Annotated in this window: 16 protein-coding genes and 1 tRNA gene; 8 read left to right on the top strand and 9 right to left on the bottom strand. The window is 32.9% G+C overall.

All coding sequences use genetic code 11. The annotated features are described in order from the left end of the window. Window positions 1-51 precede the first annotated feature (51 nt). Together dsbC and xerD are read right to left on the bottom strand one after the other, a co-directional pair. Entirely contained in the window at window positions 52-750 is a 699-nt protein-coding gene (gene dsbC / locus GQ594_RS00270; RefSeq protein WP_160401054.1) for a bifunctional protein-disulfide isomerase/oxidoreductase DsbC, read from the bottom strand. 25 nt (window positions 751-775) lie between these two features. Continuing rightward, complete coding sequence (gene xerD / locus GQ594_RS00275) at window positions 776-1,690, bottom strand: site-specific tyrosine recombinase XerD (protein ID WP_160401055.1); 915 nt, start codon at window positions 1,688-1,690, stop codon at window positions 776-778. A gap of 156 nt (window positions 1,691-1,846) precedes the next feature. Between xerD and GQ594_RS00280 the strand changes: the two genes are divergently transcribed. Beyond that, on the top strand, window positions 1,847-2,473 hold the full coding sequence (locus GQ594_RS00280) for a Pr6Pr family membrane protein (protein WP_160412292.1): 627 nt from the start codon (window positions 1,847-1,849) through the stop codon (window positions 2,471-2,473). Further along, window positions 2,470-3,120, top strand: a complete 651-nt coding sequence (grxB, locus tag GQ594_RS00285; protein ID WP_160412294.1) for a glutaredoxin 2 — start codon at window positions 2,470-2,472, stop codon at window positions 3,118-3,120. The genes GQ594_RS00280 and grxB overlap by 4 nt, the downstream gene beginning before the upstream one ends. A gap of 152 nt (window positions 3,121-3,272) precedes the next feature. On the opposite strand, the gene GQ594_RS00290 is transcribed toward grxB, so the two are convergent. Continuing rightward, window positions 3,273-4,313 carry a tagatose 1,6-diphosphate aldolase gene (locus GQ594_RS00290; protein ID WP_160412296.1) on the bottom strand — a complete coding sequence of 347 codons (1,041 nt, stop codon included), beginning with the start codon at window positions 4,311-4,313 and terminating at the stop codon, window positions 3,273-3,275. 293 nt (window positions 4,314-4,606) lie between these two features. Here GQ594_RS00290 and adhP point away from each other — a divergent pair, with 293 nt between their 5' ends. After that, entirely contained in the window at window positions 4,607-5,641 is a 1,035-nt protein-coding gene (gene adhP, locus GQ594_RS00295) for an alcohol dehydrogenase AdhP (protein WP_160401066.1), read from the top strand. 184 nt (window positions 5,642-5,825) lie between these two features. Further along, window positions 5,826-7,271: an APC family permease gene (locus tag GQ594_RS00300; RefSeq protein WP_160401067.1), complete on the top strand. Its 1,446-nt coding sequence runs from the start codon at window positions 5,826-5,828 to the stop codon at window positions 7,269-7,271. Window positions 7,272-7,347: 76 nt separating this feature from the next. Here the strand turns inward: GQ594_RS00300 and GQ594_RS00305 are convergent, their stop codons facing one another. Genes GQ594_RS00305 through GQ594_RS00315 form a run of 3 tightly spaced genes read right to left on the bottom strand, consistent with a single transcriptional unit; the run spans window position 7,348 to window position 9,478 of the window. After that, on the bottom strand, window positions 7,348-8,718 hold the full coding sequence (locus GQ594_RS00305) for a PTS ascorbate transporter subunit IIC (RefSeq protein ID WP_160401068.1): 1,371 nt from the start codon (window positions 8,716-8,718) through the stop codon (window positions 7,348-7,350). A 16-nt stretch (window positions 8,719-8,734) separates the two neighbouring features. Then, window positions 8,735-9,007: a PTS sugar transporter subunit IIB gene (locus tag GQ594_RS00310; protein WP_160401069.1), complete on the bottom strand. Its 273-nt coding sequence runs from the start codon at window positions 9,005-9,007 to the stop codon at window positions 8,735-8,737. Window positions 9,008-9,034: 27 nt separating this feature from the next. Further along, a complete protein-coding gene (locus GQ594_RS00315; protein WP_160401070.1) occupies window positions 9,035-9,478 on the bottom strand; it encodes a PTS sugar transporter subunit IIA in 444 nt (147 codons plus the stop codon). A gap of 333 nt (window positions 9,479-9,811) precedes the next feature. On the opposite strand from GQ594_RS00315, the gene GQ594_RS00320 reads away from it, so the two are divergent. Next, entirely contained in the window at window positions 9,812-10,843 is a 1,032-nt protein-coding gene (locus GQ594_RS00320) for a LacI family DNA-binding transcriptional regulator (RefSeq protein ID WP_160401071.1), read from the top strand. Window positions 10,844-11,022: 179 nt separating this feature from the next. Here the strand turns inward: GQ594_RS00320 and GQ594_RS00325 are convergent. After that, window positions 11,023-11,099: transfer RNA gene (locus tag GQ594_RS00325), tRNA-Pro, on the bottom strand. Window positions 11,100-11,172: 73 nt separating this feature from the next. After that, entirely contained in the window at window positions 11,173-12,309 is a 1,137-nt protein-coding gene (tgt, locus tag GQ594_RS00330) for a tRNA guanosine(34) transglycosylase Tgt (RefSeq protein WP_160412298.1), read from the bottom strand. A gap of 136 nt (window positions 12,310-12,445) precedes the next feature. Between tgt and GQ594_RS00335 the strand changes: the two genes are divergently transcribed. Continuing rightward, a complete protein-coding gene (locus tag GQ594_RS00335; protein ID WP_160412301.1) occupies window positions 12,446-13,126 on the top strand; it encodes a M48 family metalloprotease in 681 nt (226 codons plus the stop codon). A gap of 83 nt (window positions 13,127-13,209) precedes the next feature. Here the strand turns inward: GQ594_RS00335 and queA are convergent, their stop codons facing one another. Further along, on the bottom strand, window positions 13,210-14,250 hold the full coding sequence (gene queA / locus GQ594_RS00340) for a tRNA preQ1(34) S-adenosylmethionine ribosyltransferase-isomerase QueA (RefSeq protein WP_160401085.1): 1,041 nt from the start codon (window positions 14,248-14,250) through the stop codon (window positions 13,210-13,212). Window positions 14,251-14,406: 156 nt separating this feature from the next. Between queA and GQ594_RS00345 the strand changes: the two genes are divergently transcribed. Beyond that, entirely contained in the window at window positions 14,407-15,165 is a 759-nt protein-coding gene (locus GQ594_RS00345; RefSeq protein WP_160412302.1) for a M48 family metalloprotease, read from the top strand. Window positions 15,166-15,256: 91 nt separating this feature from the next. After that, a complete protein-coding gene (locus tag GQ594_RS00350; protein WP_160412304.1) occupies window positions 15,257-15,805 on the top strand; it encodes a hypothetical protein in 549 nt (182 codons plus the stop codon). Window positions 15,806-15,850 lie beyond the last annotated feature (45 nt).

Genomic DNA, 15,850 nt, shown 5'->3' on the forward strand with positions numbered 1-15,850 from the left:
TGTATTTTGTTATTATGTTTTAAGTTTTAATAAGTGATTACTTGTTAATTTTTATTTAGTTGCTTTTTTATCTAAAATTTCAATTAATTTATCCGCAGGTAAATAGCCAGAAACCAATTGTCCGTTAGGTAAAACAATTGCTGGTGTACCACTAATGCCAAGTTTTTTACCAACATTAAATTGTTGTGTTACGTAAGGAATCATACTGCTAGCTGGAGAAATAGTGTTGCCTTTATAAGCATTTTCAAATGCTGCTTTGCGGTTAGTCATACTCCAAATGGATTGCATATTTTTACCCACCTCACTATCAGCACCTGCTCGAGGGAATGCAAAATAATGTACTGAAATACCGGCTTCTAAATATTTATCGATATTTTCGTGTAGTAGTTTGCAGTAATGGCAAGTGTAATCAGTAAAGACTGAAATAATATATTTTTCATTTTTGGCTTTATAAACAATGGCATCATTTTTAATTGATTTGATTAATCTAAGGTTGTTACCATTAGCGATATCTTCTGGTTCATCACCTTGAATATCATAAATAGGGCCTTGGGTTAAATATTTACCATCGTCTGTAACATAAAAAAGTCCATCAGGTGTAGTGACTCTTTTTAAGCCATTTACTGGGCTATTTGCAATTTTAATATTTTTATGACTATAACCTAATTTGTCCATTGCATTAATAATATCTGTATTATTTGCTAACGCTGTAGTTGATATTAATGCTAAACCTAAAACTAATTTTTTCATTTAATTATCCTTATTTTTTCGTGCGTTATGCTCGAGGATGATGTTTGCTGTGTAACTGTTTTAATCTTTCAGTCGCTACATGTGTATAAATTTGTGTCGTTGACAGACTACTGTGTCCAAGCAACATTTGTACAACACGTAAATCCGCTCCGTGATTAAGTAAATGGGTTGCGAAAGCATGCCGAAGTACATGAGGTGAAAGCGCTTCGATATTGATGCCCGTCAACATGGCATAGTATTTTATTCTATGCCAAAAGGTCTGTCGTGTCATTTTTTTACCTAATCGGCTCGGAAATAGCACATCAATAGTGCCATTTTTTAGAAGATCGTTTCGGCCATATTTGAAATAGTATTCAAGCCAATAAACAGCTTCTTCACCTAGCGGTACTAAACGTTCTTTATTTCCTTTCCCAATAACTCTTATTACCCCTTGTCTTAAGCTAATATCACTCATTTCTAAATTTACTAACTCTGATACACGTAGACCTGTAGCATAAAGCACTTCTAACATGGCTTTATCTCTTAATTCTATAGGATCTTCTATACTGGGAGATTCAAGTAGAGAACTAACTTGTGATTCAGTTAAATCTTTTGGTAACTTTTTGGGTAATTTGGGTGATGATAATATCGCTGATGGGTCATCAGTTCGGTAATTTTCTTGATATAAATACTGAAAAAATCTTTTGATTGCGCTAAGTAAGCGTGCTGAACTACTTGCTTTATAACCATCTTTTACCCGTTGCATCAAAAATTCTTGTAAATTAATCGTTTGAGCTGTTAAACATGTTGTATTTTGCTGTTGTAAAGATTGGCTTAACGCTAATAGATCAAGTTTATAAGATTCAATGGTATTTTCAGCTAGGTTTCTTTCTAACCATAATGAATCTAAGAAATGCGCTATTAACATTTTGTTTTGGGGGGGAGCGTCTTGGTAAGACATCAAAATTATCTCTAAATTATATTTATTCGTTTGTTATATTATATACGAACTGTTAATAAGTTACAGTTTTGGGTAATGGGTATTTATGATGGCTGTTGTTACTTATTTTTATTAACTACTATATACTTAGGTTTTTGTTATTTTTTACTATTGTTTATGTTAAAGCGAAGTATTAATCTTTTTATTGCTCTGTTTGCTATTTCTATTATTGCTCTGGAAACCTATATTTATTGGCATACTCGGTTTCGTCCTTGGCAGCCTAGCTCTTCAATAGGGCGGTTAGTTTATTATTATAGTTTCTTTACTGTATTATCAAATTTAATGTTAGCATTGAGTTGTTTTTGGCTAACTATAAATCCTAATTGCCATCGGTATAGTTTTAAAGTTATTCGATTAAATGGATTAGTTGGTGTGATTATAACTACAATAGTGTATAACATAATATTAAGGGGAATTCATTCACCACCTAATATATTATTAAAAATTGCTAATGAAAGTTTGCATGTTGTTATCCCTGTTTTGGGAATATTGACTTGGTTTATTTGGGGACCATTTCGGAAAATCAATATTAAAGTCATTGTAGGATCGTTATTGTCATTAATGGGATATGGCATTTATATTTTTGTTCGAGGCTATTATACAAGTTTATATCCGTATCCTTTTATTAATGTTGTGCAGATTGGTTATTTTAAAGCACTATTGGCTGTTAGTAAGGTATTTTTATTATTTTTGGGATTAGTTTTTTTATGTTGGGCAATTGACTGCTTAAGGAGTCAAAAATGAAACTGTATATTTATGAGCATTGTCCTTTTTGTGTTAGAGCGAGAATGATTTTCGGACTAAAAAATGTACCTGTGGAACAACAGGTATTACTTAGTGATGATTTTGCTACGCCTGAACATATGATTGGTGAAAAAATGGCACCAATTCTACAAAAAGATGATGGTAGTTATATGCCAGAAAGCTTAGATATTGTTAATTATGTTGATAATAACTATGGAGGAAATACTATTTTAATAGGTTCACAATCGTTAAATATTGCAGAATTAATAAAACAGTTACAACAATATGACTATAAATTAGTGTGTCCACGTTATATCAAACTAGGTTTAGCTGAATTTGCAACACAAAGTGCTATCGATTATTTTGTTACAAGCAAAGTTAAAAAAATGGGCTCTTTTGATGAATGTTTGTTGCAAAGTGATTTGTTAATTTCAAAGATTTCAGCTGTGTTGTACAAACTTGATTCGTTGATTGTTTCGTCTGATGCGTGTAATGGGCAATTATCTCTTGATGATATCTGTTTATTCCCAATTTTACGTAATTTGACGTGTGTTAAAAAATTAACATTTCCGCCTAAAATTAAAGCTTATATTCAATCTATGGCAAACCTTAGTAAGGTTGATCTGTTTTTTGATAAGGCTATTTAAGCGAATGAGTAGAAATATAAAATTATTAGGTTTTACTTGATATTAAACCTGAACAGTAAAATTTAACTTCATAAAAAAGAACAGGAAAAGTAAATCCTGTTCTTTTTTGTTTAACAATACCTTGTTACTATTGATTATTTAGGGTAATTTGGCTAATTGCTTAATTTAATATCAATAACTTCAATATTATCTTTACCACCGTAAATATCATACCAAGGTGTTGCATACTGTTTTAATATTTTGTTTAGGTGTTCAACATTTTCTCGTCCAGTTTGATCTAACCAACGTTTTAAACCTTCTGTACCACCATTTGCATAGGCGGCAACACCTTCAAACCACGTTGCACGACCACCTAAAATACCACTGTATTTAGCTCCATTTTCACCTGCAAAAATCAGCTCCTCGTGGAAAGTTTTTGTCGGTACCCCTGCGCTCAAATAAATGAATGGTCTAGTTGCTGCATCACTTGCTTGTTTAAAATAGTCAGCAGCTTGTTTTTGAGTATAAACAACAATATTGTTGTCGTTAAATCCTTCTACATTTTTGAACAATACAGGAACTTCGACTTTTAAAACATCAATGTAATATTGTTCTTTTGTAAATTCTTTAATGGTATTAATGACTTTTTGTGGTTTTATTTTGGCAAATTCAGGACTTTTATCATCAGTTATCACGTTATCATATACAATAGGTTCAACAAAAACAGGAATATCCGCTGCTCTAGCTTCATTGCCTAAACGTTCTAAAAATGCGTGTTTTTTGTCTAAAATATCTTGAGGGTCGTCGGGATTATAATAAACCAAGACTTTTGCAGCATCGGCTCCTTTTTTTATTAGGCGCTGTAATGAATCTTCGGGTAAAATATCGGGTAATCGGCCTGGAGTGTTGGCATCATATCCTGTTTTTTCATATGACATGATTAACCCGGAATTACTATTTTTGGCTGACATACCTTTAAAGCCATACTCTTCATCTAACAAAATTGCACTGACATATTTAGTTAATTCTTGAGAGACAAGTTCTTTAAATTCATAAACCATATCAATATGATAACGTTCTTTACCAACAGCTGATTCCATCATTTTAACCATTGAACCACGTTGATCTATCGCTAATGCAGCAATAACGCCATCTTGGTTTGATAATTGCTGCATGCGGGTAAATTTGCCACGAGAAATACATTTTTTAGCCATTTTATGACCTCCATTTAATAAGTATCTCTATTCTAGTTTTTTTGTTTGTCTATTTATTAATCATTTGTGCTGGTTTTTGTTATAGGCTTAATTTAAGTAAAAGCAATTATTATGTAATACCATTATCTAACTGATTTTATCAAAATACTTCAAGAAAACATGTGTTTTAATACTACTTATTAAAGCATCAATATTTTTTATAAAATTGTGAAATTACTCATATTTTTTCAAAATAATTCGTTTAGAATGAGAATCAATTATATTTTAACTTTAAAATTATTTAGGAGAAAAATATGAAAGCTGCTGTTATCAAACAAGAATGTGATGGGCAAGTTGAAATTAAAGATATCCCAGTTCGTCCTTTAGAATCTGGAGAAGCGCTTGTTGATGTTGAATATTGTGGTCTTTGCCATACAGATCTCCATGTTGCAGCAGGGGATTTTGGTAAAAAACCAGGGCGCGTTATTGGTCACGAAGGCGTAGGGATTGTGATCAAAATCGCTCCTGATGTAAAAAGCCTGAAAATTGGAGATCGAGTTAGTATTGCTTGGTTTCATGCAGGGTGTGGTACTTGTGAGTATTGTATTTCAGGTAATGAAACATTTTGTCGAAGTGCTTTAAATTCTGGTTATACTGTTGATGGCGGTATGGCAGAACAGTGTATTGTTAAGGCCGATTATGCGGTTAAAGTACCAGAAGGGCTCGATCCCGCACAAGCAACAAGTGTTACTTGTGCAGGTGTAACTACATATAAAGGCATTAAAGTAGCAAATACAAAACCAGGTCAATGGCTTGCTGTATTTGGTATTGGTGGACTAGGAACACTAGCAATTGAATATGGTAAAAAAGTATTTAACAATAAAGTAGTTGCAATCAGTAATAGTGATAGCCAATTAGAATTATGTAAAACATTAGGTGCTGATTTAGTTGTTAATCCTAAAAAAGTTGAAGATGTTGGTGCTTATATTAAAAAGCATACTGATGGTGGTGTTCATGGTGCCGTTGTAACTTCTGTGACTAAAACAGCATTCAATCAAGCTATCAATTCAGTGCGCCCTTTAGGACGTGTTGTTGCATTAGGTTTACCTTCTGAAAATATGGATTTAAGTATTCCTAAAACAGTATTAGATGGTATTCAAGTTTTAGGTTCATTGGTGGGTACTCGTGAAGATTTAGCGGAAGCATTTCGTTTTAGTGCAGAAGGAAAAGTTGTACCAATAGTCGAAAAAAGACCATTGGAAGATATCAATGATATGATTGACGAAATGAAAGCTGGTAGAATTCGAGGTCGTATGGTTGTTGATATGAAAATGAAGAAAAATAAATAAGTTAATTTTACTATCAATTCTAAAAGCTAGCTTAGTGCTGGCTTTTTTTATAAATAAAATTGTTTTATTTACTTGATTCTTATAATTTTAATATAAAAAACTTAATCTTCCTTGTGTTTTACTAATAAATGCCTATTATAACCCAGTTTCGCTTATTTATTTTATATGTTTTAAGAGGACCTTTATGGCAGAACATAATTTAGAAAATAGCCTAAAGAAAGATCTTGGTTTAGTTTCAGCATTATCGTTGGTTGTTGGCATGGTTTTAGGGGCTGGGGCATTTATGAAACCACCAGCTGTATTAGAAGTTACTGGTGATTATAATTATGCATTATTAGCATGGATAATCGGTGGTGCTATTTCCATTTGTGGAGGCTTAACTCTTTGTGAACTTGGTGTTATGTTTCCAAAAACAGGAGGGATGCTGGTTTATTTAGAAAAAATCTATGGAGCTAAAGTAGCTCATCTTTATGGATGGATGATTACAGTTATTTTTTCCCCTTCTTTAGTTGGGGCATTAGTAGGTTATTTTAGTTCAGTATTTTGTTCATTGTTTAACATTAATGATGTTTATCGAATGGCTGTAAGTGCTGGAGTTTTAGGTTTTATCGCTTTCATTAACGCTATTGGTGTTAGGCAGGCTGGTTATTTACAGACGATTGCTACGGTTTGTAAACTAATTCCTATATTGTTATTAGCAATATTTGGGCTATGTAAAGGTAATGGTCAAGTGGCATTATTTACAGCTAGCGGGCAAGGTATTGAAACGTGTGCTCCTTTTGCTGTGGCCATCCTTGCAACACTTTTTGCTTATGATGGTTGGGCACAGGTAGCTTCAGTTGCTGGTGAGATAAATAATCCATCAAAAGTATTACCTAAAGCGATTATTTTTGGCATAGTTTTTCTTGTAGCCGTTTATGCTTGTATTAACATTGCATTATTTAAAATTTTTCCTGTGCAAGAGATGGTTTCTCTTGGGCATAAAGCATCATCTGTTGCTTCACAACGGATGTTTGGGCATTTTGGGGGAAATTTGGTGGCCGTTGGTATTATGGTTTCGATTCTGGGTGGCATTAATGGATATATTATGACGTTATCTCGTACTATATTTAGTATGGCTGAGAGGGGAACTCTTATCGGTGCTCGTTATTTAAGTACCATTGATGATGATAGCCGTTCACCAGTTAATGCAATTATTGTTTTAGTTGTTTTTTCTTTTCTGTACTCAATGTTTCTTGATGCGGATCGATTATCTGAAATTTCAATGTTTTCTATCTGGGTATTTTATTTATTAACGTTTATTGGAGTGATGATTGCCCGTAAAAAATATCCAGATGTACCTAGGCCTTATAAAATTATTGGTTATCCAATAATCCCTATTATTGCAATGCTAGGAGCTATTTATGTTATTTATGGTATGTTAGTTTACCAAACCATAAATGGTATTATTTCTATTGTACTGACTTTAATTGGTTTACCTGTTTATTATTACTATTGTAAAAATAAAAATAGAGAGCTTTCTCTTGGTGAAATTAAAAAATATAAAATAAAAAGAATGGTAACCATTGCAGTGTCAACAATTATTATTATTAGTTTGTTTGTTGCTTGTGGATTTTTTGTTAGCAACTAAAAAATAAAAAGGGTTTATGAAAAAAGCCAGACAATTTGTCTGGCATAATATTTTTTGTAAATGAGATAGTAACCATTTACTCAACGTTCTCTCCGATATTTTTTTTAGGTTTAAATGTATAGTTGAATATTACCAATAATGCAAAAATAGCAATGAAAATACCCATTATAATATCTTTATTAAACCATTTTGCCATATTACCTAGAATAATCCCGATACCACAAAAATCGACATCAGAGAAAGTTGTATTTGCAAAACCAAGCGATCCTAAGACAGGCAATAAAAGAACCGGTAAAAATGTCACTAATAAACCATTAGCAAACGCACCAATCATTGCACCACGACGACCACCCATCGCATTACCAAAAACCCCAGCAGTTGCACCACAGAAAAAATGAGGAACAACACTAGGCAGTATAAGTACTGTGTTTAATTTACCTAGCACGAATAAGCCGACTAGACCACCGATGAAGCTAAATAGGAAACCGATCAAAACTGCATTTGGCGCATATGGAAAAACAACCGGACAATCTAAAGCCGGTTTTGCGTTCGGTACCAATTTTTCTGAAAAACCAGTAAATGCAGGTACTATTTCAGCAAGGATAAGCCTAACACCTTGTAAAATAATAAAAACACCAGCAGCAAAGGTAATTGCTTCTATGATTGCATAAACGAGATAATTATCGCCTTTACTTAATGTTTTTTGGACATAATCAGAACCAGCAAATATAGCAAGAATCAAATAAACAATCATCATAGTTAATGAGATAGAAATTGAACTATCTCTTAAAAAGCTTAAATTTTTAGGTAAATTCATATCTTCCGTTGAGCGAGAATTTTTACCAAATAATTTACCAAGATAACCAGCTAGTACATACCCTAAAGTTCCAAAGTGGCCAAATGCTACATCATCATTTCCTGTAATCTTACGCATCTGTGGTTGAGCTAAAGCAGGGAAGAAAGCCATGATAAGACCAAGTATTAATGAGCCTGTTAATATTAATTGCCAGTTTTCAAAACCAGCTACAGTTAGGATAATACTAATCATACAAGCCATGTAAAAAGTATGATGCCCAGTTAAAAATATAAATTTCAAACGGGTAAACCTAGCAACGACAATATTAGCTACCATACCAAATGCCATAATTAAAGCTGTTGCTGTGCCATACTTAGTTAATGCCAAAGATACAATGGCTTCATTATTAGGAATAATTCCTTGTAATTTAAAAGCTTGTTCAAACATCATACCTAATGGAGTAATTGCGCTGATAAGTACAGACGCACCGCCACTTAATACCAAAAAACCTAAAATAGTTTTAACAGTGCCCTTTACTGTATCGGTAAATGATTTACGTTGAACGATAAGCCCAGCCATAGCAATAAAACCAACTAATATAGCTGGGGTTTTTAGAATATCAACAATAAATTTTATTATTTCTTGAATCATGGCAACACCTCATAATTTAGTGCTTTGCAAAATATTCAACGAGTTTTGTTTCTAAATCGTTGATATCAATGATATTGTTTAATACCACTAATTTATCATCAGGAATTCCTGAACTGGCGGCTAAATCTTTTGTCATAACAAATAGATCAGCCTGATCTGGTGTTGCAGACGCCAAATCAGCATGCGTTACTTCAGCATTAATATTTAGTTTTTTAATAACTTTTTTAATATTCATTTCAACCATAAAACTACTACCAAGACCTGAACCACAAACAGCCATAATTTTCATTTTGTTTATCCTTTTGTTGAGTTTAATTTAATAGTTATTGATAACAGACAATATTTGAGCAGAGGTTTGTGCCTTAAAAATTTTCTGAATATCACTTGCCTCACCAAACAGTGCAGCCAATTGAGTTAATATTTCAATGTGGCTAGTATTATCATTCGCTGCTAATAAAGTAATTAAATAGACAGGATCATTTTCTTGTGAGTTAAATTTAACCCCTTGTTTGACCAATAACATGGATAGACTTAATTGGTTTACGCCTTGTTCTGGTCTGGCATGTGGCATAGCAATACCAGGTGCCAATACATAATAAGGTCCAATTGATTCATGTAACTCAATAATAGAATTAATATAATTTGGTGTAATAGTATTATTTTTTAATAATGGGGCAGCACAAAGTTGTATTGCCTCTTTCCAATTGCCGACTGAATCGACAATGTTGACTGTTTTACTGGTTAACCATGTTTCTAACATTTTACCTCCATTAAAACTGTTATTATTAATAATGGTTAACAAGTTAACATACTAAGTACTAATAGGTATTAAAAAATAATAGAAATGTGATAGCGCTATCAAAAGTTAAAAGAAATTTTTTCTATTGTGTGATGTAGGTAACATTTTTAAAGAATTAACGCTAAAATAATTGGGTATTAGCATAATAATATTATAAAAATAATGATGGTTTAAAATATAAAACTATTATATCAGACATAATTAATGAACAATGTTCTGTTAATTTTCTGCTTTTAAAGTAAGGTTTAGTTTATATAAATAAGAAGGTTAAATTAAAGTCAATTGGGATGAAAGATGCAGGATACCAAAAAACGTAGGAGTACTGGGCAAATTACCTTATTTGATGTTGCTAAACATGCAGGTGTTGGAACTATGACGGTATCTAGGGCTTTGCGAACTCCTGAATTGGTATCAGATAAGCTTAGGCAAAAAATTCAACTTGCTGTTGATACATTAGGATACAAACCCAATATTGCAGCCAGTTTATTAGCATCTGCATCTTCTAATCAAGTTATTGCAATTATTACAACAAAAATATACGACCATTCAGCTAAAACATTGCTTGATGCATTACAAACAAATTTAATAAAAAAAGGCTATACAACATTTATAATAGAATCTTATCATTATCATAAGAGTGAATCACAATTATTAGACACACTTTACAGTCATAATCTTCAAGCAATACTGCTATTTTATGTTGAACATGAAACTTTTATAAAGAAAATTATTCAGAACAAAACAGTACCAATTATGAATGTTGGTAAAAAGCATGATGAATTAATCAATATTAATGTTGAATTTGATGATAGTTTTGCAATGTATAAGTTAACTGAACATGTTATTAAAAAAGGTTACCAAAATATTGCATTACTTTGTGCTAACCAGCAATATCACCTTTTTCAACAACGCTTACATGGTTGGTACAAAGCAATGCTTACTTATCATTTACCTTCTCATCGAATTGTTAATGCAGCTAAACCGGCTAATTTTAATACAGGAGCAGAATTGTTACCTGATATTCTTCTGAATTGGTCAGAACTTGATGCTCTAATTTGCACTACAGATGAATTAGCTTGTGGAGTATTGTATGAATGCCAACGGCGCCATATTCGTGTTCCTCATCAATTAGCTGTAAGTGGGTTTGGTGATAATGAATTTAGTCAAGTGAGCTTCCCTGCGTTAACAACAGTAGCATTACAATCCCAAAAAATAGGGGAGTACATCGCAACTTTATTATTAAATCATCTAAAAAATACTGAAAGTAAGCACAAGTCAGATTTGTCGGAATTATTGCCTGTGATTAAACCGCGATCTAGTTTATAAATTTTAATAAAGATTAATTAAAGTAAAGCAATGTTTGATACTAGATTTTTGAAAGAGATTATTAAAGTAACGTTATTTGTTTATACTTTGTTTGGTGTTTAATCAATTTTTACTTTGATTAAGATTGAATAAAACAATAAAAAAGCCCACTTATTTGAGTAGGCTTTTTCATTTAAAATTGGTCGGCGAGAGAGGATTCGAACCTCCGACCCACTGGTCCCAAACCAGTTGCGCTACCAAGCTGCGCTACTCGCCGTTAGGAAGCGCATAATACTGCGCTAACTAAAAAGTGTCAATACCTATGATAAAAAATTATATCTGTTATGATTTTATTTTGATAACGGCGCAGGTGTTTTACCAATTCGTTGATAAAATTCAATAACAAAATCTTCGTAGCGGTTGTTTGCAACAGCTTCACGAATTTTAGCCATTAAGCGTTGATAGTAACGTAAATTGTGGATAGTGTTTAAACGCGCACCTAGAATCTCGCCACATTTATCTAAATGGTGAAGATAAGATTTAGTATAATTTTTACACGTATAACAATCGCAATGCGGATCAAGCGGTGTGGTGTCATCTTTATATTTTGCATTACGTATTTTTATTACGCCATTTGTCACAAACAAGTGACCATTACGGGCATTACGTGTTGGCATTACACAGTCAAACATATCAATTCCTCGCCTAACACCCTCGACTAAATCTTCTGGTTTACCAACGCCCATCAAATAACGGGGTTTATTGGCAGGTAATTGTGGGCATGTACCTTCTAGAATTCGGTGCATATCAGCTTTAGGTTCACCAACAGCCAATCCACCGACTGCATAGCCATCAAAGCCGATTTCGGTTAATCCTTTAATTGAAATATCACGTAGCTCTTGGTGTATACCACCTTGCACGATACCAAATAGTGCATTTTTATTGCCTAATTCATCAAAACGCTTTCGGCTGCGTTTAGCCCAGCGTAACGACATTTCCATTGATTTTTTAACATAATCCCAGTCAGCAGGAAATGGTGCACATTCATCAAAAATCATTACTATATCTGAACCTAAATCGTATTGAATTTCCATCGAAATCTCAGGTGACAAGAAAATCGAATCACCATTAATTGGATTTCGGAAATAGACACCTTCTTCTTTTATTTTACGAATATCACCTAGGCTAAAAACTTGGAAACCACCTGAATCGGTTAAAATAGGACCATGCCATTGCATAAAGTCATGCAAATCACCATGTTTTCGCATAATTTCTTGTCCTGGCCTTAACCATAAATGGAATGTGTTACCAAGTAATATTTGTGCACCAGTTGCGGCAACTTCTTCTGGTGTCATACCTTTTACTGTACCATAAGTCCCGACTGGCATAAATGCCGGTGTTTCAACAGTATATTCAATTCCCCGGCGTTCAAATTTCATACGCCCTCGGCGAGCTAATCCATCGGTATTATCTAGTTCAAATTTCATTTTTGTTAACCTCTTGCGACCAAATAAACAGTTTGGCGCTAATTATTGTTATAATACGTTATTGTATTATTAGTTTGCTGCGCTAGTTTATCGTGCAAGGAAACAATAGACAATATTAGAAGGGAGATTAAGACGTTTGAAGCGTATTATTTTATTTTTGATATTATGTTTTTTATTTTGTTTATTGGTTTCTTGTCAATCCTCAAATAAGAAACCTACATTTATTATTACATCAGAACAAATTAAACATCTATCTGAACAAGATATTGAGGCTATTGGTAAGCAAGTATGTGTTGAATCAGATAAACAATCTGTTGTTGTTAACGAAAACAGTTGGCTTGATAAAAAACTTCAAATGCTAGCTCAAACTTTACCAAAAAAGATTAACAATATTGAATTAACTTACAAAGTTTATTTAAATACTTCCCCCAATGCATGGTCAACCGCTAATGGTTGTATTCGTATAAATAGTGGATTGATTAAATTACTTAACGATAATGAATTACAGGCTGTTTTAGCGCATGAACAAGCTCATATTGCTCTTAAACATACTATAAAATCGTTTAGACAGGCTCCTTATGTGGAAATAACTAATAAAGAGATATTCGTTCTTATTAAAGAAGATATTGCTCAGCAATATGAGTTCGACGCAGATTATTATGCTTTTGATTTATTAATGCGTGAAAATATCAACCCAATAGGTTTGGTAACCATGTTAAAAAAGATGCAGAACCATTCAACAAAAAAGCTGATAACATCGCATCCACCAAATATAAGCCGTATTAATCATATTTTAGATAGGTTAGGTGGTAAATAAGTATTTATATAAATCGTTTTGAAATAACTGATTAACTTTAATTGCTAACATAATTTTATTCGGTTATTTTTTATAAAATATTGTTAATATTTTTCGCTTAAATCTGTAATAAACATGGCATCACCATAACTAAAAAATCGATAGTTTTCTTTAACGGCATGCTGGTAGGCTTTCATTGTATTTTCGTATCCCGCAAACGCTGAAACAAGCATAATAAGCGTCGATTCTGGTAGGTGAAAATTGGTAATAAGTGAATCAATGACTTTAAATTGATAGCCCGGGTAAATAAAAATTTGGGTATCAGCAAAAAAAGGGGCAATTTTACCTGTTTTTTTAGCTGCACTTTCTAATGCTCTGACAGACGTTGTCCCTACTGCGATAACTTTATTGTTTCTTGCTTTGCATGCTAATACCGCTTCCACAACTGACTCTGGAACTTCTGCATATTCCGAGTGCATAATATGCGTTTCAATGTTTTCAACTCTAACTGGTTGGAATGTTCCTGCTCCGACATGTAAGGTAACAAATGCCATTTCAACACCTTTTTGCTTTAATTTTTCTAATAAAGGTTGATCAAAATGAAGCCCCGCAGTGGGTGCCGCAACAGCTCCGGGAACCTTATTATAAACCGTTTGATAAACCTCTCGGTCTTGTTCATTGTCAGGTCTATCAATATAAGGTGGTAATGGTATATGACCAATTTTATTTAAAATGCTAAGAACATCATCAGGGAATTGTAATTCAAATAAAGTATTGTGGCGTGCTAACATAGTAACATTGATAGTGCTGTCTTCTCCTAGAATTAATTCCGCTCCTACCTTCGGTGATTTTGAAGCTTTAATATGTGCAAGAGCTCGATTATTCTCTAGTAGTCTTTCTATTAATATTTCGATTTTTCCGCCTGAAGCTTTTTTACCATATAAGCGAGCAGGAATAACTCTGGTATTATTAAAAATAAGTAAATCCCCAGGATTGATTTTATCAATAATATCAGTAAATACATTATCTTCAATTTTACCCGTGTGACTATCAAGCGATAAAAGTCGACATGCACTTCTGGTTTCTGAAGGATGTTTGGCAATTAGCTCTTTGGGAAGATAAAAATCAAAATCGGATAGTTGCATAATCGTGTTCCTTAAAAAATTAGGCACTAGTCTAAAGCCCTCATAATGTCTGATCAAGTAATTATTTGTTGATTATTATGAAAGTTAAGTTAAAATTCCAAACTATCTAACAAATGTTAGATAGAAATTGATTTATATAGATATAAGGAAAACAGTATGAAAAAACATCAGAAAAAATTATTAGTCGCTTTACCTTTAGTTGCCGCAATGTCACTAGTTGGTTGTAAAAATATGAGTGTAGATGACTTAACGAGTCTTGGAATGAAAGGTTTGAAAGCTGCTACTTTAAGTGATAATGATGTGAAAGAATTAAGTAAACAATCATGTGCAGAGATGGATGCTCAATCAAAAATTGCTCCAGCCAAAAGCGCTTATACTAAACGATTGAATAAAATTGCTAAGGCGCTTGGTAATAACCTAGATGGCACACCGATTAATTATAAAGTTTACATTACAAAAGATGTTAATGCGTGGGCAATGGCAAATGGTTGTGTTCGTGTTTACAGTGGTTTAATGGATATGATGACTGATAACGAAATTCAAGGTGTTTTAGGCCATGAATTAGGACATGTTGCTTTAGGTCATAGTAAGAAAGCAATACAAGTTGCTTATGCTACTGAAATCGCACGCGATGCGGCAGCAGCATCTAGTAATGCTCAAATTGCCTCTTTATCTAAATCTAGCTTAGGTGCTTTAGCATCAGCAGTTATTAATTCTCAGTTTTCACAAAAACAAGAACAAGATGCGGATAATTACTCTTTTGATTTCTTAGTTAAGAAAAAAATTAATCCTGCAGGTCTTGCAACTGCATTTGATAAATTAGGTGGTGGTGATTCGTCTATATTAAGTAGTCATCCATCTTCATCAGATCGTGCTAAAAACATTCGTAAAAAAATTGCTGAACTTAAAAAATAAAAATTGCACTTTTTAATCTAAAGCGCCATAAATGGCGCTTTTTTATTTGATATTAACCAAATACTACAAATACTAATAGCGGAGAAATAGAATGGATTCAAGCCATAAGGAAAATCAAATTGATGAAATAAAAAAAGTAAGTTTTTGGGTTAGCCAACTTTTTATCCTGATTGCAACCATTGTAGGAGTTTTTTTAGCAGCGAATCAAGGGTTTAAACAAGCTGTGCAATTCGAGAATATGAAAAGTTATAAAGAAAACTACTACCTCCAAAAATCTTTACAATATGAATTACTCGATAATATTGCTATTTTAAAAGCTTATATGGCAAAAAGCCAAGACAGTAGTTATTTTGGTGCCCGTAGTGAACCTTTAAATTTTTATACACTGGTTTGGGATAATATGAAATTTTCTTCAACGACACTCGGAACTCCACCTAAGTTCTTGCGTGATTCTCAACGTTTTTATCGAGAAGTTAATCGCCTTCATGATGAGATCGCTAAAGGTAATATGGTTATTGCTATTGGCATTACAAAATTACAAGAACAAATAGACCTTGTGGAAAAAGATCTTTTGCCAGCATTAGATGCAAGTACGAAAGAAATTACAAAAATGTTTGAAAATACTGATGTTATCTTATAGATATCAAATAGTTATTCACTCCCTCTAGATTACCTAAGGGAGTGA

The organism is Gilliamella sp. Pra-s52 (assembly GCF_009795805.1).
In the GTDB taxonomy this organism is placed as follows: Bacteria; Pseudomonadota; Gammaproteobacteria; order Enterobacterales; family Orbaceae; genus Gilliamella.

Bases quoted from the DNA above. Each gene is read 5' to 3' on its own strand.
- adhP (WP_160401066.1), top strand. From the start codon at position 4,607: ATGAAAGCTGCTGTTATCAAACAAGAATGTGATGGGCAAGTTGAAATT.
- dsbC (WP_160401054.1), bottom strand. From the start codon at position 750: ATGAAAAAATTAGTTTTAGGTTTAGCATTAATATCAACTACAGCGTTA.
- GQ594_RS00310 (WP_160401069.1), bottom strand. From the start codon at position 9,007: ATGAAAATTATGGCTGTTTGTGGTTCAGGTCTTGGTAGTAGTTTTATG.
- GQ594_RS00345 (WP_160412302.1), top strand. From the start codon at position 14,407: ATGAAAAAACATCAGAAAAAATTATTAGTCGCTTTACCTTTAGTTGCC.
- GQ594_RS00305 (WP_160401068.1), bottom strand. From the start codon at position 8,718: ATGATTCAAGAAATAATAAAATTTATTGTTGATATTCTAAAAACCCCA.
- tgt (WP_160412298.1), bottom strand. From the start codon at position 12,309: ATGAAATTTGAACTAGATAATACCGATGGATTAGCTCGCCGAGGGCGT.
- GQ594_RS00350 (WP_160412304.1), top strand. From the start codon at position 15,257: ATGGATTCAAGCCATAAGGAAAATCAAATTGATGAAATAAAAAAAGTA.
- grxB (WP_160412294.1), top strand. From the start codon at position 2,470: ATGAAACTGTATATTTATGAGCATTGTCCTTTTTGTGTTAGAGCGAGA.
- xerD (WP_160401055.1), bottom strand. From the start codon at position 1,690: ATGTCTTACCAAGACGCTCCCCCCCAAAACAAAATGTTAATAGCGCAT.
- GQ594_RS00300 (WP_160401067.1), top strand. From the start codon at position 5,826: ATGGCAGAACATAATTTAGAAAATAGCCTAAAGAAAGATCTTGGTTTA.
- GQ594_RS00320 (WP_160401071.1), top strand. From the start codon at position 9,812: ATGCAGGATACCAAAAAACGTAGGAGTACTGGGCAAATTACCTTATTT.
- GQ594_RS00315 (WP_160401070.1), bottom strand. From the start codon at position 9,478: ATGTTAGAAACATGGTTAACCAGTAAAACAGTCAACATTGTCGATTCA.
- queA (WP_160401085.1), bottom strand. From the start codon at position 14,250: ATGCAACTATCCGATTTTGATTTTTATCTTCCCAAAGAGCTAATTGCC.
- GQ594_RS00280 (WP_160412292.1), top strand. From the start codon at position 1,847: ATGTTAAAGCGAAGTATTAATCTTTTTATTGCTCTGTTTGCTATTTCT.
- GQ594_RS00290 (WP_160412296.1), bottom strand. From the start codon at position 4,313: ATGGCTAAAAAATGTATTTCTCGTGGCAAATTTACCCGCATGCAGCAA.